Here is a 25,372-nt window from a genome sequence, read left to right on the forward strand (position 1 = left end):
TAAGTAGATAATGGCGCCGACGCCGCGACGATTACGGAAGGAGGTGACCGCGTCATGGTGGACCAACCACGAGAGGATCCAAGAGGTGCGCTGGTTCGGCCGTACGCGGTCACCCGTGGGCGCACCGAACCTCGCCAGGACATCGCCCTTGAGGCGGTGCTCGTGGCAGACCCGGCCGCTGTGCAGGAGTCGCGGTTCGCGGGCCACGACAAGCACCGCATCGCCACCGTCTGTGAAAACCGTGCGCAGTCGCTGGCCGAGATAGCGGCCTACACCCGGCTCCCACTAGGCGTCGCCCGGGTGCTCGTCGCCGACATGGTGGCGGAGGGCTTGCTGACGCTGCACAGTGCCGCTCCTGTTGAAGCCTATGAGGAGCGGATGGAACTGCTTGAGAGGGTGCTGAGTGGACTTCGCAGGCTATAACGCCATGGGAGCGCGCCGAAACCGAGGGATCACGTCCGCCAAGATCGTGGTCGCCGGTGGCTTCGGGGTAGGCAAGACGACGCTCGTGGGCGCCGTCTCCGAGATCACCCCGCTGACCACGGAAGCGGTCATGACCGCGGCCGGCGTGGGTATCGACGACCCCTCGAAGGTGCCGGGCAAGGAGACCACGACGGTCGCCATGGACTTCGGCCGTATCACCATGGCCGACGACCTGATCCTGTACCTCTTCGGCACACCCGGTCAGACCCGCTTCTGGTTCATGTGGGACGAAATCATCCGAGGCGCGGTGGGCGCGGCCGTCCTGGTCGACACCCGTCGTATCGCGGATGCCTTCGCGCCGCTGGACTACTTCGAAAACCGGAACCTGCCGTACGTGGTGGCGCTGAACGTCTTCGACGGCTCCCAGCAGTACGAGATCGAGGAGATCCGCGAAGCGCTGGCCATCGCACCCCACGTGCCCCTCGTGATGTGCGACGCGCGCCACCGCGAGTCGGTCAAGCAGGTGCTGGTCAACGTCGTCGAGCACGCGATGATGACGCTCCGCGCCGAACGCGGCGGCGGCCGCCGCCCGACCCCGGTCGGCTGACCGTTCGCCCACGCCGCGTGCCACTCCGGCACGCGGCGTCTTTCTGCGTTTCCCGCTCCAGGGACCTTGATTCGACGGGCGCCGGGATGGGTTGTGAATCGCGGAGGGTGAGGCCGCGGGAGCAGCGGTCTGGACCCCGGCGGACGTCGCGGTAGCTCAAATCGTCTTTAGGGTTTGGAACCATCGTCTACTTGGGACACTTTGTCCGGGTGACTTAGTCGACGGGCAGGCGGTAGCCGCGCTTTACCACGGTCTGGACCACGCCGGGCGCGCCAAGACCCGCGCGTAGGCGGGCCACGGCCATCTCCACCGCGTGCTCGTCGGCGCCGCGTGGCAGTGTGCGCAGCAGGGCGGCCCGGGAGAGCACGCGGCCCGGCGTCGCTGCCAGCGCGCGGAGAACCGACATCGGTGCGGGTGCGAGGGGGCGCAGCTCGCCGTCCACCACGGCCGCGTGGCCGCGGAGGGTCAGGACGTGGCCGGCGACCTTCAGGTTGACCGCGCGTTGGGGTAGCTCGTCGACGATCGTGCGGACCAGGGCGCCAAGCCGAGCGCGCGTCGGCGCCACCACCGGTACGCCGTGGCGGCGCAGCGGGGCGGCGGTGACCGGACCGACGCAGGCGGCCAGTACGTCCGAGCGCAGAGCGTCCAGCACCGCGTCCCCGCTCGCGCCGGCGGCTCGCAGCAGCGCGCCAGCGGCGGGAGCCGAGGTGAACGTGACCGCGTCGACAAGCCTCCCGGTGATCAGGTCGACAAGGCGGTGTAGCGGGGCGGGGTCGGTGGGCGGCGCCCAGCGGTACACGGGCACCTCGATGACCGTCGCGCCAGCGGCCTCCAGCGCGGCGGTGCACTCGGGCTGGCGTTCGCCATGTAGCTGCATCGCCACGACCTGGCCGTCGACCCCGCGGTGCTGGAGATGCTCGATGACCTCGTCGCAGCTCTCCGAGGCGGGCGACCACTCGTCGTGCAGCCCGGCCGCGCGGATGGCGCCGCGGGCCTTGGGGCCGCGGGCGACGATGTACGCCTGACCGAGCACCGAGCGGAGCGGCTCGGCCAGCCCCCAACCCTCGGCCGCCTCCAGCCAGCCCCGCATGCCGATGCCGGTGTTGGCCATCACCACGTCCGGCGGGCGCTCCAGGCACGCCCGGGTGGCCGCGCGCAGCTCGGTGTCGTCGGCGAGCGGGACGATCCGCAACGCCGGGGCCAGCACGACCCGCGCGCCACGCCGCTCGAGCAGGGCGGCCAGCTCGTCGCGGCGCCGGTCCGCGGTCACTCCGACCGTAAAGCCGGAGAGCTCGTCCGACATCAGGTGGCGCTCACTTCGACCATGCCGTCCCGCACCCGCACGGCGAACGTGCGGACCGCCACGCCTGCCACGTCGAGGCACTCGCCGGTGCGCAGGTCGTACACCTCCTTGTGCAGCGGGGAAGCGACGGTCGGCGCCTCACCGCGGCTGCCGACGATGCCGCGCGACATCACGTTCGCCCCGGCGATGGGGTCGCGGTTTTCGATCGCGAAGAGCTGGTCGTCGTACGTGCGGAAGATGGCCACCTGGGTGCCGTCGACGAGCGCCGCCACCCCGCGCTCCGGCTCCACCCGCTGCTGCGGGCAGACCGCTTCCCAACGCTCCGTCAGCGTGTCCGTCATTGGCTTACTCCCATGGTCGGTAGACCGAGCACCACGGGTCGGCGCTCGCCCAGTGCCGGGACCGGCTGCCCCCGCTCCACCGCGAAGGTGATCGACGGGTCAGGGGTGTCCGGTGCGTTGACGAAGGAGGTGAACCGGCGCACGCGCTCCGGATCGTCGACGGTGGCTCGCCACTCGTCCTCGTACGACTCGACGTGGCGGGCGATGGCCGCGTCGAGATCCGCGCAGAGGCCGAGCGAGTCGTCGACGATCACCGCGCGCAGGTGGTCGAGGCCGCCGTCCATCGCCTCGATCCAGGCGGCCGTGCGCTGTAGCCGGTCGGCGGTGCGGATGTAGAACATGAGGAACCTGTCCACGTACCGCACGAGATCATCGGTGGACAGATCGCTGGCGAAGAGGTCGGCGTGGCGCGGGCGGAAGCCACCGTTGCCGCCGACGTAGAGGTTCCACCCGCTGTCGGTGGCGATGATGCCGAAGTCTTTGCTCCGCGCCTCGGCGCACTCGCGGGCGCACCCCGAGACCGCCGACTTGATTTTGTGTGGCGCGCGCAGCCCGCGGTAGCGCAGCTCCAGCGCCACCGCCAAGCCGACCGAGTCCTGCACCCCGTAGCGGCACCAGGTGGAGCCGACGCAGGACTTGACCGTGCGCAGTGCCTTGCCGTACGCGTGGCCGGACTCGAACCCGGCGTCGACAAGCCGGCGCCAGATCCGCGGCAGCTGCTCCACGCGCGCGCCGAACAGGTCGATCCGCTGGCCGCCCGTGATCTTCGTGTACAAGCCGAAGTCGCGGGCCACCTCGCCGATCACGATGAGCTTTTCTGGCGTGATCTCGCCGCCCGGGATGCGTGGCACCACCGAGTACGTACCGTCGCGCTGGATGTTGGCCAGGAAGTGGTCGTTGGTGTCCTGGAGCGTGGCCTGCTCGCCGTCGAGCACGTAGCCGTTGCCCAGCGAGGCGAGGATCGAGGCGACCGCCGGCTTGCAGATGTCGCAGCCACGGCCGCGCCCGTGCTCGGTCACCAACTGTGAGAACGTCCGGATGCCGCGCACGCGGACGATTTCGAAGAGCTCCTGCCGGCTGTGCTCGAAGTGCTCGCACAGCGCCTTGGAGAGCTGGACGCCGGAGACGGCCAGGAGCTGCTTGAGCATCGGCACGCACGAGCCGCAGCTGGTCCCGGCACGGGTGCACGCCTTGATGGCCGGCACGTCGGCGCAGCCCTCGTGGATCGCACCGACGATCTGGTCCTTCGTCACCGCGTTGCATGAGCAGACCTGCGCGCCGCCGGGCAGCGCGGCGATACCCGAGCGGGTGCCCGCACCGTCGGACTCGGGGGCGAGCAGCGCGAGGGGCGGCCCGGGCAGCGGCCCGCCGACGCTCGCGCGGAGTGTCGGGTACGCCGAGGCGTCGCCCACGAGCACGCCGCCGAGCAGGGTCTTGGCGTCGTCGGAGAGGACCAGCTTCGCGTACACGCGGGTGGCCGGGTCGGTGAACGTGACGTCGAGGCAGCCCTCGGTCGCGCCGTGCGCGTCGCCGAACGACGCCACGTCGACGCCGAGCAGCTTGAGCTTTGTCGACATGTCCGCACCGGGGAAGGTCGCCTGGCCGCCGAGCAGCCGGTCGGCCACCACCTCCGCCATCGCGTACCCGGGCGCGACAAGGCCGTAGCAGCGGCCCTCGACGGCCGCGCACTCGCCGATCGCCCAGATCCGCTCGTCGGCGGTACGGCAGGCGGTGTCGACAAGGATGCCGCCGCGCTCGCCCGTGTCGAGCCCGGCCGCACGGGCGACGTCGTCGCGGGGGCGGATGCCGGCGGCGACCACCACGATGTCCGCCTGGACCCACGAGCCGTCGGAGAGCGTGAGGCCGTGCACGGCCTGGCCGTCAGTGCGCGGCCGGATCGCGGTGGTCCCGGTGCCGGTGTGCACCTTGACGTCGAGCTCTTCCACGTAGCGCCGGAGCATCGCGCCGCCGGCCTCGTCGACCTGCACCGGCATCAGCCGTGGCGCGAACTCCACCACGTGCGTCGACAAGCCCAGCAGTCGCAGCGCGTTGGCGGCCTCCAGCCCGAGCAGGCCGCCACCGATCACCGCGCCCGTGCGCCGGCCCTTGGCGTGCTCGCGGATCGCCTCCAGGTCGTCGAGGGTGCGGTAGACGAAGACCCCGGGCAGGTCGGTGCCGTCGACCGGCGGCACGAACGGGTACGAGCCGGTGGCGAAGACCAGCGCGTCGTACGGGTACTCCCCGCCGCCGGTGACCGCGACCCGCCGCTGCCGGTCGACCCGCATGACCGGCTCGCCGAGCCGCAGGTCGACGCCGCTGTCCTCGGTGTGCAGGCTCAGCTCCTCGGCCGACACGCCGTCGAAGAACGCGGAGAGCCGCACCCGGTCGTACGCCGCGCGCCCCTCCTCGGCCAGCACCGTCACCCGCCACTCACCCGCCGTGTCGCGGGAGCGCAGCGCCTCGACGAAGCGCTGGCCAACCATGCCGTTGCCGACCACGACGAGACTCTTCACGCCGCCACCTCCGCTTTCGCCGCAGGAGAGTCCACGCGGCGCCGCGGCACCCACCCATCCAGGCGGCCGAATCCGGCGTGACCCTCCGGCGCCGTCCAGAGGGTCACGCCGCACTCGTGCGCGCGGTATCCATGGGTGACGACCTCCCGTGCCGCCACCGGACCATCCGCTGCGCCTGCCATGCCGGAAAGCGTGCCGATGGGCCGTTTCGCGGCCGGGTCCCGATTGTTTCGGGCCTGCTAAGAGGCGTTCACTCCATCCTTCGGATGGGGGACAGGTCGCGAGCTACAGGCGAGCCTGCGCGGCGACGTGTACATCCAGCATCGTGATCAGACGCGCGGTCACCTGGCGCGCCTCGATGTGCAGGCGGGCGATGTTGAGCCCTTCACCTCCCAGCACCGCGAGCAGCGCGGCGTCGCCGACCGCGTACACGGAGAAGTAGCCCCGGTGGCTGCGCACCGTGGACTCCCGGAACGGGCCCTGCCGTAGCGCCAGCCCGGTCTGCCGGCCCAGCCCGAAGGTCGCCGCGGCCAGCGCCGCGAGGTCGTGCGGCTCCGGTCCGTTGCTCAGGTCGTGGAGGAGCAGTAACCCGTCCACGCCGGCGATGACCGATCCCACGACGCCGCTGACCGCGTGCTTCAGCGACGCCATCTCGGCGTACGCCGCCCTGTACGCCTCCTTGTCGGAGGTGTCCGTCATGCCTGTCCCCCTCAATGAAGAGCTGTGTCACACCAGCCGGTGCAGGCCGTCCCGCACCCGCTCTACCGTCCGGCCGTCAGACTCGAACGGATGCCCGGCGTACTTGGCGAACCAGGAGGGCGCCGGATCCTCCTGTGGCGTGCCGCGGTCCCACGGGCCGGTCGTGGAGGGCTTCCGGCGCGGCAGTGCCCCGGCCAGTTGCAGCTCCACGGTCTCCGGTCCCACGGTCTCCGGTTCCGTGGCTTCCGGTATCGGTTCGGAGGGCACCGGTATCACCCTGCCGATCAGCTCCCGGAACTCCCGGCGGGCCATCGCCAGGTTGGCCTCCCGCCGGTCGAGCAGCAGGTGGGCGACGTACCCACCGGCGCCCGTGTCCTCGACGACCCGCAGGACGTGAAACCAGCCGCGGCTGGTCACCAGCAGGTCGTCCATCGCCGTGTCCGGGTCCGTCAGCCGGATCAGCTCCACCGCCGTCTCGGCCATGGCGGCCGCCATCTCCGCGATGCTCTCCCGATCGGGCAGGGCGTCGATGGTCCCCGACCAGAGTGGCTTCCGGGTGTCGATGGCGGTCACGATCACGGCGCGCGCCCCGGTTATCCCTAGCGCATCCCCCAGATGACGTCCTCGATCGACATGACCTACGGCCGCCCTGCCGAGGCATCAGCCACCGAAGCTGGTGTCCAGGCTCCGCATTACCAGCCGGGCCTGGGCGAACAGCATGCCGATGTTGACTGACCGCCGGCATACGACCACCGCGACCATGTCGTCGGTCGCCGTGCCGCGCATGAAGAGATGTACCAGGTTCTCGCTGTTGACCAGGATCTCCCGGAAGTAGTGCCCGGTCCGCTCGATCCCGCGCCGCTTGTTGAAGATCTCCTCGATCATCACCACGTTGCGGCCCTGGAACATGTCGAACGTGGCGGCGGCGAGGAGGTCGAGCACCTCGGACGGGTGGGAGTCGACGGTGTCGACGGCGAGGAGCATGCCGGTCGACATGTCCACGATGCCGGCGGCGACGCAGTCGGGTACGGTCTGCCGGAAGTCCTTCACCACGTTGGTGACGGCCTGGCTGATGCTCATCTCGCTCATCGGCTTAGATTTCGATCGCGGACTCGATCAGGCGCAGCTGGTGGCGCGCCAGACCGAGGTTGGCCCGCGACTTGCTGAGCGCGAGGTACAGGAAGAGGCCCTTGCCGGCGCGCGAGTTGAGCGGCCGGATCAGGTGGTACTGGGTGTCCAGCGTGATCAGGATGTCCTCGATCGAGTCCGGGAGCTTGAGCATCTCAAGCGTGCGCATCTTCGCCCGGACGACGTCCGTGTTGCCCGCGGCGGCCATGCCGAGGTCGAGTTCCGGGGAGCCCCCGGCGATACCGAGGGTCATGCCGCTGGAGTAGTCGACGAGCGCGACGCCGAGCGCCCCCTCGATGCTCATCGCGTCCTTCAGGGCGGTGTCCAGTGCAGCCATGGTTCAGTGCCTCCGATGCTTCTTTGAATGAAGGCGTCACCCGCGGCCCGGCACGAAGAGTCACGTGGGGGTTGCGCCCAGGGGCGGCGGTCGGCCTGACGCCGGTTCCTTACGGGAATCTCGCATGATGATCGCTTCGATGCACCAGCCGCGCCGAATACTGACTGAGGAGTCAGTCAAGGCTCGGCCGAGCACCGAAAATTTGCCCACCACGATGGGTTGTGTGATGGCTGGAGGTGCTGTAGTGGGCTATGCGGTGCGCGTCATGCTACGTCCGGCATGGTCGGAATCGCTGGGAGCGTACCCATAGGCGGTGTGTGCAGGAGGTGTACGCCCAGGATGTCCGCTGGTCATACCGCAGGTATGCTCAGCCGCATGACCAAGAAGGTGACGCTGTCGTTCCCGGACGACACGATCGAAGATGCGAGGCGGTTCGCCGAGCGTGACGGCATGACGCTGTCCGCTTGGATGGACCAGGCCGCCCGGGAAAAGGCGCTGCGCGAGGTGTTCGCCGCGCACGCCGCCGCGGTGCAGCGCGCCGGCTTCGACCTGGAGGCCGCGGCGCTGGCCGACGAGCACGAAGTAGCGATGGTGGACGCAGCGATCTTCCGTGCTGCGTAGGGGTGAGATCTGGCGTGTCGAGGGGGCCCGCGAGCGGCTGGGCCTCGTGATCAGTTCGGACGTCTACAACAGCACCGACGTGCCCATCGTCCTCGTCGCCGAGGTGGTGGAGGAGGAGTTGCTCCGCGACTCACCACTGGCCGTCTCGATGGGTCAGTACGTGGTGATGCCCGACCGGCTCTCGTCGCCGATGAAAAAGTGGTTCACCGAGTGCGTTGACTATGCCGACACCGACACGATGAACAGGGTGTCCCGCGCACTCCGCATCCTCCAGGACCTGTGACGCCGACCGGGGCGCCCCCGCGCGGGGCGCCCCGGTCCTTGGCGGGTCAGACGGACGCGTGCGCCAGGCTCGGCACCTGGCTGATCAGGACGCGGCGGCGCAGGTAGCACCACCAGGTGACGACGAGACAGACGCCGTACATGACGCCGAACCAGGTGAACGCGGTCGAGATGCCGCCGGTCGCGGTGTACGAGTCGCTGATCGCGCGGGGCAGGTAGAAACCGCCCAGCGCGCCGATCGCGCCGGCGATGCCGAGCGTCGCCGCCGACTCCCGCTTGGCGACCGCGAGGTCGGACGACTTCGCCGCGAAGATCGCCGGGATCATCCGGTACGTCGAGCCATTGCCCGCGCCGGCCGCCGTGAAGAGCAGCCAGAACGAGGCGAGGAACAGCCCCATGTTCCCGTTGCCGGCGGCCGTGACCACGCCGTACGACCCCAGGGCCATGAGCGTGAAGCAGGCGGCGGTGACCCGGGCCCCGCCGATGCGGTCGGAGAGCCAGCCGCCGAACGGCCGGGCCAGCGAGCCGATCAGCGGCCCGGTGAACGCCAGTGTGATCGTCGCGGCGCCCCAGTGTGCCGTCGGTGCGTTCGGAAACTGGAGCTTCAGTACCAGCGGAAACGCCGCTGAGTAGCCGAGGAATGAACCGAACGTGCCGATGTAGAGGAAGGACATGACCCAGGTGTGCGGCCGCTTGACGGTGGCGAACTGGGCCCGGAACGGCGTCCTCGCCACGGCCAGGTTGTTCATGAACAGGTACGCCCCGACGGCCGCGGCGAGCACGAGTGGCACCCACATGAGGCCGCCGTAGACCAGGCCGGCGGCGATCACCACGGGTACGAACAGCTGCATCGTGCTGATGCCGATGTTGCCGCCGGCCGCGTTGAGGCCGAGCGCGGCGCCCTTCTGTCGCTCGGGGTAGAAGAAGGAGATGTTGGTCATGGACGAGGCGAAGTTGCCGCCGCCGAAGCCGGCCGTGGCGGCGCAGGCGAGCACCACCCAGTACGGCGGCTGGGCGGTCACCGCGAACGTGAGGCCGGCGAGCGGGATGAGCAGCAGGAGCGCGCTGATCGCGGTCCAGGTGCGGCCGCCGAAGCGGGTGACCGCGAACGTGTACGGGATGCGCATCAGTGCGCCGATGAGGTTGGGGAGCGCGACAAGCCAGAAGCGCTGGTCCACGGAGTAGGGGAAGAGGGCCGGCGGGAGCGCTACGACCACGACGCTCCAGATGGTCCAGACGGAGAAGCCGAGGTGCTCCGCGAAGATCGAGAACACCAGGTTGCGCCGGGCGACCCGGCGGCCGGTGGTGGCCCAGAACTCCCCGTTCTCCGGCTCCCAATGGGTGAGCCACCGGCCCTTCCCGGCCGGGGCAGCCGCGGCGGCGGCCACGGTGGGGGTCAGTGTCGTACTCATGGCGGGCAAGTTACGGAGGCGACTTTGCCGGAGGGTTCCGCTTGCCGTACCCCGGCGGTAAAGCGCGCCGCACCACAGCGGCGGCGGTCGTTGTGAGGACGGGGCCCCGTTTTGCGTCCCCTGCGGGCGACCGGGTATCGTTGCCTGCTGTTGTGCTTATGCCGGACGCGCTGCCGAAGAGCGGCGTCCTCGGCGTGCGCCCCCAGACCGACGACGAGACAAGGTAAACCTGTGCGTACGTACAGCCCGAAGCCGGGTGAGATCGAGCGTCAGTGGCACGTTATCGACGCCTCTGACGTCGTGCTGGGCCGTCTGGCGACCCACGCCGCCACGCTACTGCGCGGCAAGCACAAGCCGACCTTCGCGCCGCACGTCGACACCGGTGACTTCGTGGTGATCGTCAACGCCGGCAAGGTCGCGCTGACCGGCAACAAGCGGCAGACCAAGATCGCCTACCGCCACTCCGGCTACCCGGGTGGTCTCAAGCAGGTGGGCTACGACGAGCTGCTCACCAAGCGCCCCGAGCGCGCCATCGAGCTGGCCGTCAAGGGCATGCTGCCGCACAACCGTCTTGGCCGGCAGCTGATCAAGAAGCTGAAGGTCTACGCCGGCGCCGAGCACCCGCACGCCGCCCAGCAGCCGGTGCCGTTCGAGATCAAGCAGATCGCGCAGTGAGCGCGGGCGAAGGAACAAGCATGACCGACACCATCGTCCCGACCCCGGCGCAGCCGGCCGTCGAGACCGCCCCGGTGCCCGCTGCCCGCGTGCCCCGTGGTGACCGTCCCATCCAGACCGTGGGCCGCCGCAAGGAGGCCATCGTCCGGGTGCGCATCGTGCCCGGCACCGGCAAGATCACCTGCAACGGTCGCGAGCTCGAGGAGTACTTCCCGAGCAAGGTGCACCAGCAGCTCATCAAGGAGCCGCTGGTGACCGCCGAGAAGCTGGAAGCCTTCGACGTGATCGCCAACCTGCGCGGTGGCGGCATCACGGGCCAGGCCGGTGCGCTGCGGCTGGGCATCGCCCGCGCGCTCTGCGTCAACGACCTCGACGACCGCCCGGCGCTCAAGAAGGCCGGCTTCCTCACCCGTGACGCCCGCGTCAAGGAGAGCAAGAAGTACGGTCTCAAGAAGGCCCGCAAGGCTCCTCAGTACTCCAAGCGTTAACGCGCCCGCGGCCCTGGCATGGCGAGGATCGCAATCAAGCGCTGACGCGTTTTGTACTGCTGAAAGACGGCCGGGCTGCCCTGTGACATTGTGGGGCGGCACCGGCCGTTCTGTTGCTCGGAGGAAGTAGGGCAGATGGCGCGTCTCTTCGGTACCGATGGCGTACGTGGCCGGGCCAACGCCGACCTCACGCCCGAGCTGGCGATGGCAGTGGCGGTGGCCGCGGCCCGCACGCTCGCTGAGTCCGATCGCAGTCACCCACCGCTCGCGGTCGTCGGCCGCGACCCGCGGGCCAGCGGCGAGATGCTGGAGGCGGCGGTCGTGGCCGGCCTGGCCAGCGCTGGCGCCAACGTGGTACGCGTGGGGGTGATGCCGACGCCCGGCGTGGCCTTCCTGGTGGGTGAGGCCAAGGCCGACCTCGGTGTGATGCTTTCCGCCTCGCACAACCCGATGCCGGACAACGGCATCAAGCTCTTCGCGGCGGGCGGGCACAAGCTCCCCGACGAGGTCGAGCACAAGATCGAGGCGGCGATCGCGGCGGGCGTGTCGTGGACCCGCCCGACCGGTGGCGGGGTCGGCCGCGTGCACGACCTGCTCGACGGCGCCGAGCACTACGTGCAGCACCTTGTCGGCACCGTGCCGCACCGGCTCGACGGGCTGCGGGTCGTGGTCGACTGCGCCAACGGCGCGGCCTCTGACGTCGCGCCCCTGGCCTACCGCGAGGCCGGCGCCGAGGTGATCGCCATCCACGCCGAGCCGGACGGCCTCAACATCAACGACGGCTGTGGCTCGACCCACCTGGAGCCGATCAAGGCTGCGGTGCGGGAGCACGACGCACACCTGGGCATCGCGCACGACGGCGACGCCGACCGGTGCCTGGCCGTCACCGCGGACGGCGCCGAGGTCGACGGCGACGAGATCATGGCGATCCTCGCCCTGGCCATGCGGGAGAGCGGCGCACTGACCGCCGACACGCTCGTCGCGACCGTGATGAGCAACCTCGGCCTGCGCCTGGCCATGGCGCACGAGGGCATCCGGCTGATCGAGACGAAGGTCGGCGACCGGTACGTGCTGGAGGAGCTGCGGGCCTCCGCCCTCGCGCTCGGCGGCGAGCAGAGCGGGCACATCGTGATGCCGGCCTACGCGACGACCGGCGACGGCGTCCTCACCGGCCTGCACCTCATGTCCCGGATGGCCGCCACCGGCCGCTCGCTCACCGACCTCGCGTCGGTGATCACCAAGCTGCCCCAGGTCCTCGTCAACGTGCCGGTCGGCGACCGTGCCGCGGGTGCTACCGCGGCGCCGGTACTGGAGGCGACCGCCGAGGCGGAGGCCGAGCTGGGCGAGACTGGGCGGGTGCTGCTGCGCCCCTCCGGCACCGAGCCGCTGGTGCGGGTCATGGTCGAGGCGGCCACGGTGGAGACCGCCCGGTCGGTGGCTGAGCGGATCGCCGCGGTCGTACGCGTGGCCAGCCCCGTCTAGGCGCGCAGCCGGCGCACGGCCTCGTCGATAATCTCGGCGCGCTTGCAGAAGGCGAACCGGACGAGCCGCTTGCCCGCCTCCGGGTCGTCGTAGAAGACCTCGGTCGGCACGGCCACCACACCTGTCCGTTCGGGCAGCGAGCGGCAGAACGCCATGCCGTCCGTCCCGCCCAGCGGGGTGATGTCGGTGGTCACGAAGTACGTGCCCTCGGACGGCAGCACGCCGAACCCGGCGTCGGTCAGCCCGGCCACGAGCTGGTCCCGCCGCGCTTCGAGGTCCGTACGGAGCTCGTCGTAGTAGCTGTCCGGCAGGCCGAGCGCCACCGCGACCGCGGGCTGGAACGGGCCACCGTTGACGTACGTGAGGAACTGCTTGACCCGCGTCACGGCGGTGATGAGGGCGGCCGGCCCGCTCGCCCAGCCGATCTTCCAGCCGGTGCAGCGGAACGTCTTGCCGGCCGACGAGATGCGCACCGTACGCTCGCGCATGCCAGGCAGGGTGGCGAGCGGCACGTGCGTGTCGCCGGCGTCGGAGAAGACCAGGTGCTCGTACACCTCGTCGGTCACCGCGTACGCCCCGTGCTCCTGGCACAGCTCGGCGATCTGGGTGAGCTCGGCGCGGGTGAAGACCTTGCCCGTCGGGTTGTGCGGGGAGTTGAGCAGCACCAGGCGCGTCCGTGGGCCGAACGCGGCGCGCAGCTCGGCGGGGTCGAACCCGTACCGGCGGTCGCCCGCCACCGGGCGGAGCGTGACCGGCCGCCGCACGGCTCCGGCGAGCGCGATGGAGGCCGCGTACGAGTCGTAGTAGGGCTCGAAGCACACGACCTCGTCGCCCGCCTCACAGAGCCCGAGGATCGTCGCCGCGATGGCCTCGGTCGCGCCGGCCGTGACAAGCACCTCGCCATCCGGGTCGTACTCCAGGCCCCAGAACCGCCGCTGGTGCTCCGCGACGGCCGTCCGGAGCGCGGGGACGCCGGGGCCTGGCGGGTACTGGTTTTGACCGGTGCGCAGCGCCTCGGCGGCCGCCGCCAGCATCTCTGGCGGCCCGTCGGAGTCCGGGAAGCCCTGGCCCAGGTTGATCGCACCGTGGCGCACGGCCAGCGCCGACATCTCGGCGAAGATCGTGGTGCCGAAGGCCCGCATCCGGCGAACGCCGGGATCGCTGTCGATGGTCGTCATCGGGTCAGCGTAGTCAGATGATCAACTTGGTGCAGGTGGCGGTCGCGAACGTTCCGCTGGCCGACTTCTTCGAGACCTCTTCGCCGTCGATGGTGATCCGGCACTCGATGCTGCCCTGGCCGCCGCCGCTGCGGATGGCCGTGACCGTGACCAGCGCCGCGTCCTCCGCTAGCGTCAGCTCCTTGCGCCACGGCAGGTCGGTGTCGCTGGCCCGCTCCGGCGTGACCCCGTCCGCCTTGAGGAAGACGATGCTCACCGGGCCGTCGCCGGTGACCTCGTACACCACCTTGCCGCCGCCATTACCGCTGCCGGAGTTGTCGCCGGGGCCGTAGTCATCGTCCGTGTCGTCGGGGTCCGGCCTGGTCTCCTCCGCGCGCGGCGTCTCGGCGCCCCGCGTACTGTCCGCGGTGACCCCACCGGGGTCGTCGTTTCCGCCGACCAGCAGCACGCCGGCGACCACGGTCCCTCCGACCAGCAGAACGGCAAGCGCCACCACCACCGCCAGGATCGGCCCGTTCGACCGGGGCGCGGGGGCGGCGGGAGGGGTGGACCGAGGTGTGTCGGGTAATGCGACGTAGGTGGCGACGAAGAGGGTGTGGGCGGTCCCGGCTGGGTCGGCTGCGGTTCGTACGGCGGCGGGTACGTCATCGAGCGGGTTCCCCCGGATAGAGGCTGCGGGAGCCACGGTGTTGCACGATCGCCCCACGGGGCAAGTCCAGTGTCCGTTTCTTCCCCGGATTGCCGCAAACGCTCATGTCGGATGAGTGATACAGGCTCTTTCGAGCAAGCGTCGTGAGCGATAGTGGGTTACGCTCCGGGCCATGTGTGGAATCGTGGGCTACGTCGGCAGCCGGCCGGCGCTGGGCATCGTGCTGGACGGGCTGCGCCGGTTGGAATACCGCGGGTATGACTCCGCGGGCGTCGCGGTGGTGGCCGCGGGTCGCCTGCTGACCGAAAAGCGGGCCGGCAAGCTGGCCAACCTGGAAAAGATCCTGGCCGAGTCTCCCACCGCCGGCATCGCCGACGGCGTCACCGCGATCGGGCACACCCGCTGGGCCACCCACGGCGGCCCCACCGACCGCAATGCCCACCCGCACATGTCCCGCGACGGACGCGTGGCCGTGATCCATAACGGCATCATCGAAAACTTCGCCAAGCTCCGCACCGAACTGGAGGCGGAGGGCGTCGAGTTCGCCAGCGACACCGACACCGAATGCGCCGCCCACCTCCTCGCCGCCGAGCTTGCCAAGCAGGGCGAGCCCAGCGCGGAGGGCCTGGCCGCGGCGATGCGCCGGGTCTGCCAGCGGCTGGAGGGCGCGTTCACCCTGCTCGCCGTCGACTCGGCCGTGCCCGGCGCGGTGGTCGGCGCCCGGCGCAACTCGCCGCTGGTGGTGGGCCGTGGCTCGGGGGAAAACTACCTGGCCAGCGACGTGTCCGCCTTCATCGAGCACACCCGCGAGGCGGTCGAGCTGGGGCAGGACCAGGTGGTGCTGATCACCCCTAAGGGCATCGAGATCACCGACTTCTCGGGCCAGCCCGCGACCGGCAAGGACTTCCACATCGACTGGGATGCCTCTGCCGCGGAAAAGGGCGGCTACGACTACTTCATGCTCAAGGAGATCGCCGAGCAGCCGCAGGCGGTCGCCGACACGCTGCTCGGCCGGCTCGGGGAAAACGGCGAGATCGCCCTCGACGAGGTGCGCCTCACCGACCAGGACCTGCGCGACGTCGACAAGGTCTTCATCGTCGCCTGCGGTACGGCCTATCACGCCGGCCTCGTCGCCAAGTACGCGATCGAGCACTGGACCCGCGTCCCCTGCGAGGTGGAGCTGGCCAGCGAGTTCCGCTACCGCGACCCGGTGCTGGACCGGTCCACGCTGGTGGTGGCGATCAGCCAGTCCGGCGAGACGATGGACACGCTGATGGCGCTGCGCCACGCCAAGGAGCAGAAGGCGCGCGTGCTCGCGATCTGCAATACCAACGGCTCCACGATCCCGCGCGAGTCCGACGCCGTGCTCTACACGCACGCGGGGCCGGAGATCGCGGTCGCCTCGACCAAGGCGTTCCTCACCCAGCTCGTCGCCTGCTACCTGGTCGGGCTGCACCTGGCCCAGGTGCGCGGGATCAAGTACGCGGACGAGGTGGCCGCGGTCGTCGCCCAGCTTCAGGAGATGCCCGGCAAGCTTCAGGAGGTCCTGGGCACGATGGAGCCGGTGCGCGAGCTGGCCCGGTCGCTGGCCGAGGCGAAGAGCGTGCTGTTCATCGGCCGCCACGTCGGCTACCCGGTGGCGCTGGAGGGCGCGCTCAAGCTCAAGGAGCTGGCGTACATGCACGCCGAGGGCTTCGCGGCCGGCGAGCTCAAGCACGGCCCGATCGCGCTGATCGACGAGGGCTGCCCGGTGGTGTGCGTGGTCCCCTCGCCAGCCGGCCGGGGCGTGCTGCACGACAAGATCGTCTCCAATATCCAGGAGGTGCGCGCCCGCGGCGCCCAGACGATCGTGATCGCCGAGGAGGGCGACGACGACGTCGTGCCGTACGCGGATCACCTGGTCCGGGTACCCCGCACGCCGACGCTCCTCGCCCCGCTGGTGACCACCGTGCCGCTCCAGGTGCTCGCCTGCGAGATCGCCGCCGCCCGCGGCCACGATGTCGACCAGCCCCGAAACCTGGCCAAGTCCGTCACGGTCGAATAGTCGCCCGCCGTTAGGGTTGACCGCGTGAGCGAGCGAGTTGGCGCGGCGGCGTCTGGACTGAGCGGCCCCGCCGACGAAGTCGGGGTTTCGGGGTTGCGAGGGAAGACGTCGCCTTCAGCGCCGCACGAGCGAGCGAACCCGGAGGCACAGTGATCGTGGCTGTCGGCATCGACGTCGTCCTGGTCGAGCGGTTCACCAGCGCGCTGGTCCGGACCCCGCTGCTGGCCGACCGGCTGTTCACCGAGGCGGAGCGGTACACGGCGTCGGGCAACCCCCGCTCGCCGGAGTCGCTCGCCGCCCGCTTCGCGGCCAAGGAGGCGGTGGCGAAGGCGCTCGGTGCGCCGGTCGGGCTGCGCTGGCACGACTGCGAGATCGTCACCGACCCGGACGGCCGCCCCTGGCTCACCGTCTCCGGCACGGTCGCGGCCGTTGCCACCGAGCGAGGGATCACGCGCTGGCATCTGTCGTTGTCACACGACGGGGGTATCGCGTCCGCCATGGTGGTAGCGGAGCGCCTGTCGGAAGACGTGGCTTCCCAGTGACGCGGGGGCGGCCGTGCCTTCGCGCGACGGCGGCGTGCGAGCGGGCGAAGGTGGGGCGATGAGGCGGGCCTGGCGGGTCAGCGACGTGCGTGCGGCCGAGGAGGCACTCATGCGCACCCTGCCCGAGGGCGTGCTCATGCGCCGGGCCGCCGCCGGGCTGGCCCGTCGCTGCGCGCTCCTGCTCGCCGAGCGTGGCGGTGTGTACGGCGCCCGCGTCCTGCTGCTCGTCGGCCCCGGCAACAACGGCGGCGACGCGCTCTACGCCGGTACCCACCTTGCCCGCCGGGGTGTCGCCGTGTCCGCGCTGCTGCTGGCGCCGGAGCGGGTACACGAGGGCGGGCTGGCCGCGCTCCAACAGGCGGGCGGCCGGGTGGTCGACGCCGTGCCCCGCGATCTCGACCTCGCCGTCGACGGCATCGTCGGGCTGGGCGGCTCGGGTGGCCTACGACCCGCCGCCGAGGCCGCGGTGCGGCTGCTCCAAGCGCGGGGTACCACGATCGTGGCCGTCGACGTCCCTAGCGGGGTGGACGTGGACACCGGCGCGCTGAGCGGGCCGGTGGTGCGGGCAGACGTGACCGTCACGTTCGGCTGCCTCAAGCCGGCGCTGGTGGTCGGGCCGGCCGCGCCGTACGCCGGCGAGGTGGAGCTTGTCGACATCGGGCTCGGGCCGTGGCTGCGGGCGGACGCCGCGCTGGCCGTACCGGAGTGGCCGGACATCGAGGAGTGGTGGCCGCGCCTGGAAGCCGCCTCGGAGAAGTACACCCGCGGGGTCGTCGGCATCGCGACCGGCTCGGCGATGTACCCGGGCGCGGCCGTGCTCTCGGTGGGCGGCGCGCTGGCCGGGCCGACCGGCATGGTGCGCTACGCGGGCGGCGCCGCCAGCCACGTGCTGCGCCGCTATCCGTCCGTGATCGCGACCGAGCGGGTGGCGGAGGCCGGACGGGTGCAGGCCTGGGTGTGCGGCTCCGGCCTCGGCACCGGCGAGGCGGCCGCAACCGAGCTGCGTACCGTGCTGGCCACCTCGGTCCCGGTCGTGCTCGACGCGGACGCGCTGACACTGCTTGTCAACGGCTCGATGACCGACCAGCTGCGGGGCCGCGACGCGCCGACCGTGGTGACCCCGCACGATCGCGAGTTCGCGCGGCTGGCGGGCGGCGAGCCCGGTGCCGACCGGGTCGGCGCCGCGCTCCGGCTGGCCTCGTCGATGAACGCGGTCGTCCTGCTCAAGGGCGACCGCACGATTGTCGCCACGCCGGCCGGCCGGGCGTGGGCCAACCCGACCGGCACCCCCGCGCTGGCCACCGGCGGTACCGGCGACGTGCTCGCCGGGCTGCTCGGCTCGCTGCTGGCCGCCGGGGTCTCACCGGAGCGGGCGGCGGTCGCGGCCGCGTACCTGCACGGTCTGGCCGGACGGGACGCCGCCCGCCGCGGTCCGGTGACCGCGCCCGACGTGGCCGCCGCGCTCAGCGACGTCGTGCCCGCCTCGTCCTGACCATCTTCATAGAGATTTGAAAGATTTGAGCTACCGCGACCTCCGCCGTGGTCCGGACCGTCGCTCCCGCGGCCTCACCCTCCGCGGTTCACAATCCAACCCGAGCCGCTTGGCGAAGTAGGCGGCCTCCCGGACCGCATCCGGCCCGGCCGCCGGGCCATGATCAGGACGCGGCGCCAGGGCACGGACGATGAGGCTGTTCTTCGATCGAGGGCGACCGCCGTCGCCGAGCCCACCCGACCCGCGGGGCCGGGCCTTCGCGGCCTTCGCCGCCTTGCGGGGCGCGTCAAGATCCAGACAAAATCCCTGATTTTGTTGCTTCCAAGGCGGTCTGAGGCAACAAAATCAGGGATTTTGCTGCCTAACTCGGCCGGTGGGCTGTCGGCGGGTGATCGAGATCGTGGACCGGGGTCGATGTGTGGGGGGTCGTTGCCGGCCGGCCCATATGGGTGAGGCTGCGGGAGCAGCGGTCTGGACCACCGCGGGCATCGCGGTAGCCCAAATTTTGATCTTGAATTTGATCTTCTAGGAGTGCGTGGACTCCGAGGACGGCTGGCGGGCGCTCGGCGGCCGCACACTCGACGCCTCGGTCTCCTTGGCCAGGTAGTGCGGCCGGCGCTTGGCCTCGTAGTAGAGGCGGCCGATGTACTCGCCGATGATGCCGAGGATCATCATCTGGATGCCGCCCAGCCCGATGACGCTGACGATGATCGTGGTGTAACCGGGCATGTCGATGCCGCGCACGAGCGCGCTGACCACGACCCACGTCATGTACGCCACGGCAAGCACGGTCAGCGTCAGCCCGGCGTAGATCGCCAGGCGCAGCGGCCGGTTGTTGAACGACAGCAGCCCGTCGAGCGCGTAGTTGAAGAGCTTGCCGATGGTCCACTTGCTCTGGCCGCCCTGCCGCGCCTCGTTCTTGTAGGCGAACGCGACGGTGTTGAAGCCGATCCAGGAGTAGAGGCCCTTGGAGAAGCGGTTGTACTCAGGCAGCGAGAGGATCGCGTCCACGGCCCGCCGGGAGAGCAGCCGGAAGTCGCCGGCGCCGTCGGTGAGCTGCACGTCGACCAGGCGGTTGATCATCCGGTAGAACGCCCGCGAGGCGATCGTGCGGAAGAAGTGGTCGCCACGCCGGTCGCGGGTGGCGATCACCTGGTCGTACCCCTGATCGAAGAGCTCGACCATGCGCGGCAGCAGGTGTGGCGGGTGCTGGAGGTCGGCATCCATGATCACGATGGCGTCGCCGGTGGCCCGCTCGAGGCCGGCCAGCATGGCCGCCTCCTTGCCGAAGTTACGGCTCAGCGATGTGTACTTGACCGATTCGTCCGGGCAGCCAGCCCGCGGAGCGCCACCAGCGTGCCGTCGTCGCTGCCGTCATCGACGAAGACGATTTCGATCTCCGTAGTCAGCGCCGCGGTGGCTGCCGTCACAGCAGCGTGGAGCCGCTCGACGGATGCCTCCTCGTTGAAGCACGGCACTACGACCGACAGGAGCATGTACAGGATGTTACGGGTTCGCGGGCCAGTAGGCTGATCTGCATGTGGCAGGCCGAAGTCCGCGTCGACCTGGACGCGATACGGGACAACATGGCTGTGTTGCGCGACGGCACCACCGCCGAGGTCATGGCGGTGGTCAAGGCGGATGCCTACGGGCACGGCATGTTACCGGTGGCTCGAGCGGTCCTCGAGTCTGGCGCGAGCTGGCTTGGCGTCTGCACCCTCGACGAGGCCCTCACACTGCGGCGAGCCGGCATCAGCGCGCCGGTGCTCGCCTGGCTGCTCGCGCCGGGGCTGCCGTTGCACGAGGGGATCGCGGCCGGCATCGACCTCGGGGTCGGGAGCCTGGACCAGCTCGGCGAGATGATCGGCGCCGCCCGCACGGCTGGCCGCCCCGCGCGGGTACACCTGAAGATCGACACGGGCCTCTCGCGCGGCGGCGCGACGCCGGCCGACTGGCCGGCGCTGGTCGAGGCCGCCGCGAAGGCCGAGGCCAACGGATGGATCGAGGCCGTCGGGGTCTGGAGCCATTTCGTGTACGCGGACGCGCCCGGCCACGAGACGATCGACCGCCAGCTCGACGTCTTCCGCGAGGGCGTGGCGACCGCCGAGCGCCTCGGTGTGGACGCTCCCTACAAGCACATCGCCAACTCGGCGGCCACCCTCACCCGCCCGGACACCCACTTCGACCTGGTGCGGCCGGGCATCGCGATCTACGGCCTCTCGCCGTCGCCGCGGACCGGCACGGGCGGGCTCGGTGAAGGGGAGCGCTACGGGCTGCGCCCGGCGATGACCGCCCGCGCGAGGGTGGCGCTCACCAAGCGGGTGCCGGCCGGGCAGGGCGTGTCCTACGGCCACACGTACCACACCGAGCGGGAAACCACGCTCGCGGTCGTCCCCCTCGGGTACGCGGACGGCGTCCCGCGCCACGCGTCCAACTCCGGACCCGTCGAGCTGGGCGGCAAGATACGGCGAATCGCCGGCCGGGTCTGCATGGATCAGGTGGTGCTCGACTGCGGCGACGACCAGGTGGCACCGGGCGACGTGGCGACGCTCTTCGGCAGCGGCGCCAACGGCGAGCCCACCGCTGACGACTGGGCTGAGGCGGCCGGCACAATTAACTACGAGATAGTCACCCGCTTCGGGGGTGTGCGGGTACCTCGCCACTACGACGGAGCGGCCGCCTTCACCGCTGACGCCGGAGGTACATGGGGATGAGCGTCTTGAATGGCCTGGCCAGCCGGTCGATGCGCAGGCGGGCCGGCCTGCTGGGCGCGGTCGTGGGCGTCGCCGCCGTGGGTGTGGCGGCCGGCGTTGTCGCCGAGCGGGCCCTCGTGCGCCGCTCGAAGCGGGCGCCGGACGACCCGTACGCGGAGGAGGACTTCGGCCAACTCGCGTACGACGAGGCGCTGACCGTCACCGCCGCGGACGGCACCGACCTGTACGTCGAGATCGTCGAGCCCACCGACGGAGTGGAGCTGGACGCCGACTTCGTCGCCGACGTGACCGGGGCGATGACCTCGCTGGAGCCGACGCTCGTCTTCATACACGGCTTCGGCCTCGACATGGGTACGTTCCACTTCCAGCGCAAGGAGCTGACCCGCCGCGGCGACTACCGGATGGTCTTCTACGACCAGCCGGGCACGGCCGCTCCCGCAAGCTGGAGTCCGGGGAGTACGAGCTGCCCGCGCTCGGTGAGGCCCTCAAGCACGTGCTCGACGAGACCGTGCCGGATGGCCCGATCGTGCTGATCGGCCACTCGATGGGCGGCATGACCATCATGGCCTTCGCCGAGCAGCACCCGGAGTACTTCGGCAGCCGGGTCGTGGCGACCGTGCTGATGTCCACTTCGGGCGGCCGGCTGGAGGAGACCAAGTTCGGGCTGCCCGCGTTGATCTCCAAGGCCGGCACACCGCTGCTCCCGCTGGTCAACAGCGCTACCCGGGTCAGCGGCGGCGTGATCGACCGGGCCCGGAGCGCCTCGTCCGACCTTGCCTGGCTGCTCACCCGGCGGTATGGCTTCGGCGACCCCAAGCCCAGCCCCGCGCTCGTGTCCTACGTGGAGGAGATGAACTCCCGCACCTCCACCGAGACTGTCGCCCGCTACCTGCGCACGCTCTACACGCACGCCCGCTACCCCGCGCTCAAGGCGCTGCGCTCCGCGCACTCGCTGGTCATCGTCGGCGACCGGGACATGATCACGCCGGTCAACCACTCCGAGGAGATCCTGCGACACCTGCCGGACGCCGAGTTCGTGAAGGTGCCGGACAGCGGTCACGTGGTGATGCTGGAACACGCCGACGAGGTCAATGCGGTGCTCATCTCGTTCCTGGAGAAGCTGACCGCGTGACGATCCTGTCCACTGTGTCCCTGGCTAAGCTCGTACCCCTCAATGGGGACTGGATGGCACGCGTGGAGGAACTGTGACACTCGACCTGATGGCGCTGCTTCCGGCGGCATGGCACTCGGCGGTCGCCGGATACGTCGACTCGGACCGGGTTGCCGAGCTGAGCGCCTTCGTCGAGGCCGAGTACCAGGCCGGCCCGTGCTTTCCGCCGCTGGAGGACCTCTTCTCGGCGTACCGGCTCTGCGCCCCGGACGACTGCCGCGTGCTGATCCTGGGGCAGGACCCGTACCACAAGGCGGGCCAGGCGCACGGGCTGAGCTTCAGCGTCCGCCCGGGGGTATCGGTCCCGCCGTCGCTGCGCAACGTCTACAAGGAGCTCGCCGCCGACCTGGACGTGCCGCCGTCCCGCTCGGGTGACCTCACCGGCTGGGCCGCACAGGGCGTCCTCATGCTGAACGCGGTGCTCACGGTCCGCGCCGGAACGCCCGGGTCGCACGCCAACCGGGGCTGGGAGGACTTCACCGACGCCACGATCCGCGCGCTGAACGACCGCGAGGAGCGCGTGGTGTTTCTGCTGTGGGGCGGCTATGCCCGCAAGAAGAGCGCCCTGGTGACAAACTCGACGCACGTGGTGCTCGAAGCCGGCCACCCAAGCCCGATGAACCCGCGCGGCTTCCTGGGCAGCCGCCCGTTCAGCGCCACGAACAAGGCCCTTGCCGACGCCGGCCTGCCCCCATCGACTGGTCCCGCCTATGATTCAGCCGCTTCGCTGGTGGCACATCGAGGAGGTACTGGCCATCGAGGCCGACCTCTTCGGTGCCGAGCAGTGGTCGGCGGCCATGTTCTGGAACGAGCTGGCCAATGGCCACCACTACCTCGTGGCGACCGGCGACGAGGGGGAGATCCTCGGGTACGCGGGGCTCACCGTGCAGCCACCCGACGAGGCGTGGGTGCAGAACATCGCGGTGCGCCGTGACGCCCAGCGCCGGGGCATCGGGCGCACGTTGCTGGAGGCGCTGCTGGCGGAGGCGGCCCGGCGCGGCGTACGCAAGGTGCTCCTCGAAGTGGCTGTCGACAATGGACCGGCGCAGAAGCTTTACGGCGCCTACGGATTCGAGGCGGTCGGTCTCCGCCGCGGGTACTACCAACCGAGCAACACCGACGCCCTGGTGATGATGAGGCACGATGACTGACCGACAACGGTGCGATGGTGGCCGCTGGGCGCTCACGCTGAGCGCGGTGAGCGTGTAGTGTCCGGCGACGTGATCGTCCGGATGTGGGAGGTACGCGGCGAAGCCGCGAAGTTGGCCGACCTGATCTCGTGGGTGTGCGACACGGCGGTACCGCGGATCGAGGTGGAGCCGCTCCACATCTCCAGCGAGGTGTTCTCCTCTACCGATAACCGCGTCGTGGTCATATCGAAGTGGCGTAGCTCCCCGATCCCGCTGCCCGACCCACCGAAGGAGCTGGTGGCCCGGGCACCGCACGTCTGGGACTTCACCCAGGTCGACCGCTAGCGGCGCTAGGAGACGCGGCCGGCGAAGGCGAGGATGATCTGCTGGATCGCGCTCACGTCGTTGCGTTCGAGGAACGTGCGGCCGCCGGTGACCTTCGTGATCTGCTCAAGCGCCGTCGCGTCCGCCTTCGGCCCGACCGCTATGGCCAGGATGGGCAGCGGGCGGTCGGCGCGGGCTGACGCCTTCAGCTTGTCGAGTAGCTGCTCGAGCGACAGGCCGGACTCGTCCTCGTTCTTGCCGTCGGTCATCACCACGAGCATGTTCTGCGCGTTCGGCTTCCACGCCTTCTGCATCTGGTCGTAGGCCGCGCCGATCGTGTCGTAGAGGCCGGTGTCGCCAGCGGCGCGCAGGCCCTGCACCGCACCCGCGACCGCCTGCCGGCGGGGGACGCCGCCGAGGTTGCCGCCGGCCGGGCCGAGCGCGACGAGTTCCACATAGTCGGTGGTCGGAGTCAGGTCCGTGGCGAACGCCCACAAGCCGATGACCGTGCCGTTGTTGAGCAGCCCGGCACCGGCGATCGCGGCCTTTTGGATGAGCTGGAGGCGGGTCTGGTTCGTGCCGGGCACCGGGTCGTTCATCGAGCCGGACACGTCGAGCAGCAGGAGCGCGTTGTTGGAGCGCTGGAGCACGCCCCACACGCCGAGCATCTGGGTGAGCGCCTGTGCGCTGGCGGTGCGCTCGCGCCCGGTCACCGTAACCCGGAAGCCGCGGTCTGGATTGATCAGCCCGGTGTCGCGGGTGGCGTGGCCGGAGTCCCGGAAGCCAGCCGCCGCGTACGCTTGGCGGCTCTCCGGATTCTGTAGGTGGGCGAGCAGGGCCGCGGCCGCCTGCCGGCGCACGTCGTCGACCCAGGGGGCACGCAGCACGGCGAACGGGTAGTCCGCGTAGGCCGCGCCCTCCTTCGGGTAGATCGGCACGAGCGGCACCGTCGGCGACGCCTCCGCGTACTCGGCGAGCTCGCGTTCCAATACCGGGATCGCGGCCGGCAGCGTGGGGATGTCGTCGTTGCCCACGCCGGCGTACTCGCGCAGCAGCGCCGCCGGATCCTCGGCGCTGATGGTGGTGAGCTGCGAGGCGGAGAGCGCGATGTACAGCTCCTCGTTGGTCTGCTGCTGGTTGTTGTCCGGATCCATGATCGTCATCGCGGCGGCCAGGCCCGCGCCGGAGCGGGTCGGGTCGGCCATGCCCAGCCGCAGCGCGCCCCACTCAGGGTGGCCGTAGTCGGTCCAGGTCTTGCCGCCCTGGAACGCGCCGACCAGCTCGGTCCACCCGAGCGCCCGCTCGGGCCAGCCGAGCGCCTCGGCCATCGGCCGCTGCATGGCGATGACGGTCGGCGTGGTCGCCAGGCTCGGTGGTTTCTCCTGCGGCAGCACACTCGCCGCGTCCGGCCGTCCCGCGGCGAGCGACAGCCAGGCGCTGAAGTCGGGCATCCAGACGTCGGGGCGGGGACCGTCGCGGGCCTCGTCCCAGCCCGGTCCGATCGAGGCGGCCACCGCGCTGGACGGCATCGCCCGTACCGTGGCGGAAACACAGTGGGTGCCAACGGTTGGGCCGGCGTCGCTCCACTTGTCGGTGAGCTCGTTGACGAGGGGGTAGTGGTCTGGTGCGGCGACCACGCTGATCTCGACCGGCGCGCCCGTGCAGCCCTCCTCGTCACCGCCCAGCTGGAAGTAGCCCACTGTGCCGCCGCCGACGGCGAGCGCCACAGCGCCCGCGGTCACTGCCATCCGGCCGCTGCGGCCTGCGCGCCGGTGCCGGAGCACGGATTCCGCCATGACAGTTCACCCCCCACTCCG

General features: G+C 70.7%; 26 protein-coding genes and 2 pseudogenes. 15 read left to right on the forward strand and 13 right to left on the reverse strand.

Going from position 1 to position 25,372, the window contains the following annotated elements; translation table 11 throughout:
• Nucleotides 1-54: 54 nt before the first annotated feature.
• Nucleotides 55-423 carry a DUF742 domain-containing protein gene (locus Pflav_RS36960; RefSeq protein ID WP_377307454.1) on the forward strand — a complete coding sequence of 123 codons (369 nt, stop codon included), beginning with the start codon at nucleotides 55-57 and terminating at the stop codon, nucleotides 421-423.
• Entirely contained in the window at nucleotides 404-1,030 is a 627-nt protein-coding gene (locus tag Pflav_RS36965; protein ID WP_173041278.1) for a GTP-binding protein, read from the forward strand. Before Pflav_RS36960 ends, Pflav_RS36965 begins: the two co-directional genes overlap by 20 nt.
• Before the next feature lie 214 nt (nucleotides 1,031-1,244).
• On the opposite strand, the gene Pflav_RS36970 is transcribed toward Pflav_RS36965, so the two are convergent.
• The 7 genes from Pflav_RS36970 to Pflav_RS37000 form a co-directional block, all read right to left on the reverse strand.
• The gene (locus Pflav_RS36970; RefSeq protein ID WP_173041279.1) at nucleotides 1,245-2,333 is read right to left on the reverse strand and encodes a uroporphyrinogen-III synthase; all 1,089 of its coding nucleotides are present in this window, start codon (nucleotides 2,331-2,333) and stop codon (nucleotides 1,245-1,247) included.
• A complete protein-coding gene (gene nirD, locus Pflav_RS36975; protein ID WP_173041280.1) occupies nucleotides 2,333-2,674 on the reverse strand; it encodes a nitrite reductase small subunit NirD in 342 nt (113 codons plus the stop codon). Before nirD ends, Pflav_RS36970 begins: the two co-directional genes overlap by 1 nt.
• The gene (nirB, locus tag Pflav_RS36980) at nucleotides 2,671-5,187 is read right to left on the reverse strand and encodes a nitrite reductase large subunit NirB (RefSeq protein ID WP_269474572.1); all 2,517 of its coding nucleotides are present in this window, start codon (nucleotides 5,185-5,187) and stop codon (nucleotides 2,671-2,673) included. The genes nirD and nirB overlap by 4 nt, the downstream gene beginning before the upstream one ends.
• A 285-nt stretch (nucleotides 5,188-5,472) precedes the next feature.
• Nucleotides 5,473-5,886 carry a roadblock/LC7 domain-containing protein gene (locus Pflav_RS36985; protein ID WP_173041281.1) on the reverse strand — a complete coding sequence of 138 codons (414 nt, stop codon included), beginning with the start codon at nucleotides 5,884-5,886 and terminating at the stop codon, nucleotides 5,473-5,475.
• A 27-nt stretch (nucleotides 5,887-5,913) separates the two neighbouring features.
• Complete coding sequence (locus Pflav_RS36990; RefSeq protein WP_173041282.1) at nucleotides 5,914-6,465, reverse strand: hypothetical protein; 552 nt, start codon at nucleotides 6,463-6,465, stop codon at nucleotides 5,914-5,916.
• An 81-nt stretch (nucleotides 6,466-6,546) separates the two neighbouring features.
• A complete protein-coding gene (locus Pflav_RS36995) occupies nucleotides 6,547-6,975 on the reverse strand; it encodes a hypothetical protein (protein ID WP_197938835.1) in 429 nt (142 codons plus the stop codon).
• A gap of 4 nt (nucleotides 6,976-6,979) precedes the next feature.
• Nucleotides 6,980-7,351, reverse strand: coding sequence for a hypothetical protein (locus Pflav_RS37000; protein WP_173041283.1), 372 nt, complete (start codon nucleotides 7,349-7,351; stop codon nucleotides 6,980-6,982).
• Nucleotides 7,352-7,726: 375 nt separating this feature from the next.
• Here Pflav_RS37000 and Pflav_RS37005 point away from each other — a divergent pair, with 375 nt between their 5' ends.
• On the forward strand, nucleotides 7,727-7,972 hold the full coding sequence (locus Pflav_RS37005; RefSeq protein WP_173041284.1) for a hypothetical protein: 246 nt from the start codon (nucleotides 7,727-7,729) through the stop codon (nucleotides 7,970-7,972).
• On the forward strand, nucleotides 7,962-8,255 hold the full coding sequence (locus Pflav_RS37010) for a type II toxin-antitoxin system PemK/MazF family toxin (protein WP_173041285.1): 294 nt from the start codon (nucleotides 7,962-7,964) through the stop codon (nucleotides 8,253-8,255). Before Pflav_RS37005 ends, Pflav_RS37010 begins: the two co-directional genes overlap by 11 nt.
• A 46-nt stretch (nucleotides 8,256-8,301) precedes the next feature.
• Here Pflav_RS37010 and Pflav_RS37015 read toward each other — a convergent pair whose 3' ends face one another.
• The gene (locus tag Pflav_RS37015; protein ID WP_173041286.1) at nucleotides 8,302-9,666 is read right to left on the reverse strand and encodes an MFS transporter; all 1,365 of its coding nucleotides are present in this window, start codon (nucleotides 9,664-9,666) and stop codon (nucleotides 8,302-8,304) included.
• 231 nt (nucleotides 9,667-9,897) lie between these two features.
• Here Pflav_RS37015 and rplM point away from each other — a divergent pair, with 231 nt between their 5' ends.
• From rplM to glmM, 3 genes are all read left to right on the forward strand, one after another.
• Nucleotides 9,898-10,341 (forward strand): 50S ribosomal protein L13, encoded by a 444-nt coding sequence (gene rplM, locus Pflav_RS37020; RefSeq protein ID WP_173041287.1) that lies wholly within the window; start codon nucleotides 9,898-9,900, stop codon nucleotides 10,339-10,341.
• Nucleotides 10,342-10,361: 20 nt separating this feature from the next.
• Nucleotides 10,362-10,829 carry a 30S ribosomal protein S9 gene (rpsI, locus tag Pflav_RS37025; protein ID WP_173041288.1) on the forward strand — a complete coding sequence of 156 codons (468 nt, stop codon included), beginning with the start codon at nucleotides 10,362-10,364 and terminating at the stop codon, nucleotides 10,827-10,829.
• 135 nt (nucleotides 10,830-10,964) lie between these two features.
• Complete coding sequence (glmM, locus tag Pflav_RS37030) at nucleotides 10,965-12,311, forward strand: phosphoglucosamine mutase (RefSeq protein ID WP_173041289.1); 1,347 nt, start codon at nucleotides 10,965-10,967, stop codon at nucleotides 12,309-12,311.
• On the opposite strand, the gene Pflav_RS37035 is transcribed toward glmM, so the two are convergent.
• Together Pflav_RS37035 and Pflav_RS37040 are read right to left on the reverse strand one after the other, a co-directional pair.
• Entirely contained in the window at nucleotides 12,308-13,489 is a 1,182-nt protein-coding gene (locus tag Pflav_RS37035; RefSeq protein WP_173041290.1) for a pyridoxal phosphate-dependent aminotransferase, read from the reverse strand. The two genes, glmM and Pflav_RS37035, sit on opposite strands and share 4 nt — an antisense overlap.
• Nucleotides 13,490-13,502: 13 nt before the next feature.
• The gene (locus Pflav_RS37040) at nucleotides 13,503-13,985 is read right to left on the reverse strand and encodes an MmpS family transport accessory protein (RefSeq protein ID WP_173041291.1); all 483 of its coding nucleotides are present in this window, start codon (nucleotides 13,983-13,985) and stop codon (nucleotides 13,503-13,505) included.
• A gap of 325 nt (nucleotides 13,986-14,310) precedes the next feature.
• On the opposite strand from Pflav_RS37040, the gene glmS reads away from it, so the two are divergent.
• The 3 genes from glmS to Pflav_RS37055 all read left to right on the forward strand — a co-directional run bounded on the left by glmS (nucleotide 14,311) and on the right by Pflav_RS37055 (nucleotide 18,216).
• Nucleotides 14,311-16,182 carry a glutamine--fructose-6-phosphate transaminase (isomerizing) gene (gene glmS / locus Pflav_RS37045; protein ID WP_173041292.1) on the forward strand — a complete coding sequence of 624 codons (1,872 nt, stop codon included), beginning with the start codon at nucleotides 14,311-14,313 and terminating at the stop codon, nucleotides 16,180-16,182.
• Between the two features lie 149 nt (nucleotides 16,183-16,331).
• The gene (locus tag Pflav_RS37050; protein WP_173041293.1) at nucleotides 16,332-16,724 is read left to right on the forward strand and encodes a holo-ACP synthase; all 393 of its coding nucleotides are present in this window, start codon (nucleotides 16,332-16,334) and stop codon (nucleotides 16,722-16,724) included.
• A 58-nt stretch (nucleotides 16,725-16,782) separates the two neighbouring features.
• A complete protein-coding gene (locus Pflav_RS37055; protein ID WP_173041294.1) occupies nucleotides 16,783-18,216 on the forward strand; it encodes an NAD(P)H-hydrate dehydratase in 1,434 nt (477 codons plus the stop codon).
• A 525-nt stretch (nucleotides 18,217-18,741) separates the two neighbouring features.
• On the opposite strand, the gene Pflav_RS37060 is transcribed toward Pflav_RS37055, so the two are convergent.
• Entirely contained in the window at nucleotides 18,742-19,488 is a 747-nt protein-coding gene (locus Pflav_RS37060) for a glycosyltransferase (protein WP_269474574.1), read from the reverse strand.
• Nucleotides 19,489-19,514: 26 nt separating this feature from the next.
• Nucleotides 19,515-19,712: a glycosyltransferase gene (locus Pflav_RS49185; RefSeq protein ID WP_269474575.1), complete on the reverse strand. Its 198-nt coding sequence runs from the start codon at nucleotides 19,710-19,712 to the stop codon at nucleotides 19,515-19,517.
• A 42-nt stretch (nucleotides 19,713-19,754) separates the two neighbouring features.
• Between Pflav_RS49185 and alr the strand changes: the two genes are divergently transcribed.
• The 5 genes and pseudogenes from alr to Pflav_RS37085 all read left to right on the forward strand — a co-directional run bounded on the left by alr (nucleotide 19,755) and on the right by Pflav_RS37085 (nucleotide 23,576).
• Nucleotides 19,755-20,930 (forward strand): alanine racemase, encoded by a 1,176-nt coding sequence (alr, locus tag Pflav_RS37065; RefSeq protein ID WP_173041295.1) that lies wholly within the window; start codon nucleotides 19,755-19,757, stop codon nucleotides 20,928-20,930.
• Nucleotides 20,927-22,062, forward strand: a pseudogene (locus tag Pflav_RS37070) (alpha/beta fold hydrolase). The gene alr and the pseudogene Pflav_RS37070 overlap by 4 nt, the downstream one beginning before the upstream one ends.
• Nucleotides 22,063-22,150: 88 nt before the next feature.
• Nucleotides 22,151-22,815 (forward strand): annotated as a pseudogene (gene ung, locus Pflav_RS37075) (uracil-DNA glycosylase).
• Nucleotides 22,812-23,252: a ribosomal protein S18-alanine N-acetyltransferase gene (gene rimI, locus Pflav_RS37080; protein ID WP_173041296.1), complete on the forward strand. Its 441-nt coding sequence runs from the start codon at nucleotides 22,812-22,814 to the stop codon at nucleotides 23,250-23,252. Before ung ends, rimI begins: the two are co-directional and overlap by 4 nt.
• A 69-nt stretch (nucleotides 23,253-23,321) precedes the next feature.
• Nucleotides 23,322-23,576: a hypothetical protein gene (locus Pflav_RS37085; RefSeq protein WP_173042850.1), complete on the forward strand. Its 255-nt coding sequence runs from the start codon at nucleotides 23,322-23,324 to the stop codon at nucleotides 23,574-23,576.
• A 5-nt stretch (nucleotides 23,577-23,581) separates the two neighbouring features.
• Here the strand turns inward: Pflav_RS37085 and Pflav_RS37090 are convergent, their stop codons facing one another.
• Nucleotides 23,582-25,303, reverse strand: coding sequence for a substrate-binding domain-containing protein (locus Pflav_RS37090; RefSeq protein WP_173041297.1), 1,722 nt, complete (start codon nucleotides 25,301-25,303; stop codon nucleotides 23,582-23,584).
• Between the last annotated feature and the right edge of the window lie 69 nt (nucleotides 25,304-25,372).

Source organism: Phytohabitans flavus, assembly GCF_011764545.1.
Classification (GTDB): Bacteria; Actinomycetota; Actinomycetes; order Mycobacteriales; family Micromonosporaceae; genus Phytohabitans; species Phytohabitans flavus.

Bases quoted from the DNA above. Each gene is read 5' to 3' on its own strand.
- Pflav_RS37015 (WP_173041286.1), bottom strand. From the start codon at position 9,666: ATGAGTACGACACTGACCCCCACCGTGGCCGCCGCCGCGGCTGCCCCG.
- Pflav_RS36985 (WP_173041281.1), bottom strand. From the start codon at position 5,886: ATGACGGACACCTCCGACAAGGAGGCGTACAGGGCGGCGTACGCCGAG.
- Pflav_RS37060 (WP_269474574.1), bottom strand. From the start codon at position 19,488: ATGCTGGCCGGCCTCGAGCGGGCCACCGGCGACGCCATCGTGATCATG.
- Pflav_RS37055 (WP_173041294.1), top strand. From the start codon at position 16,783: ATGAGGCGGGCCTGGCGGGTCAGCGACGTGCGTGCGGCCGAGGAGGCA.
- alr (WP_173041295.1), top strand. From the start codon at position 19,755: ATGTGGCAGGCCGAAGTCCGCGTCGACCTGGACGCGATACGGGACAAC.
- Pflav_RS36970 (WP_173041279.1), bottom strand. From the start codon at position 2,333: ATGTCGGACGAGCTCTCCGGCTTTACGGTCGGAGTGACCGCGGACCGG.
- Pflav_RS37000 (WP_173041283.1), bottom strand. From the start codon at position 7,351: ATGGCTGCACTGGACACCGCCCTGAAGGACGCGATGAGCATCGAGGGG.
- Pflav_RS37005 (WP_173041284.1), top strand. From the start codon at position 7,727: ATGACCAAGAAGGTGACGCTGTCGTTCCCGGACGACACGATCGAAGAT.
- Pflav_RS37090 (WP_173041297.1), bottom strand. From the start codon at position 25,303: ATGGCAGTGACCGCGGGCGCTGTGGCGCTCGCCGTCGGCGGCGGCACA.
- Pflav_RS36995 (WP_197938835.1), bottom strand. From the start codon at position 6,975: ATGAGCGAGATGAGCATCAGCCAGGCCGTCACCAACGTGGTGAAGGAC.
- rpsI (WP_173041288.1), top strand. From the start codon at position 10,362: ATGACCGACACCATCGTCCCGACCCCGGCGCAGCCGGCCGTCGAGACC.
- rimI (WP_173041296.1), top strand. From the start codon at position 22,812: ATGATTCAGCCGCTTCGCTGGTGGCACATCGAGGAGGTACTGGCCATC.
- nirD (WP_173041280.1), bottom strand. From the start codon at position 2,674: ATGACGGACACGCTGACGGAGCGTTGGGAAGCGGTCTGCCCGCAGCAG.
- Pflav_RS37035 (WP_173041290.1), bottom strand. From the start codon at position 13,489: ATGACGACCATCGACAGCGATCCCGGCGTTCGCCGGATGCGGGCCTTC.
- Pflav_RS49185 (WP_269474575.1), bottom strand. From the start codon at position 19,712: ATGCTCCTGTCGGTCGTAGTGCCGTGCTTCAACGAGGAGGCATCCGTC.
- glmM (WP_173041289.1), top strand. From the start codon at position 10,965: ATGGCGCGTCTCTTCGGTACCGATGGCGTACGTGGCCGGGCCAACGCC.
- glmS (WP_173041292.1), top strand. From the start codon at position 14,311: ATGTGTGGAATCGTGGGCTACGTCGGCAGCCGGCCGGCGCTGGGCATC.
- Pflav_RS36960 (WP_377307454.1), top strand. From the start codon at position 55: ATGGTGGACCAACCACGAGAGGATCCAAGAGGTGCGCTGGTTCGGCCG.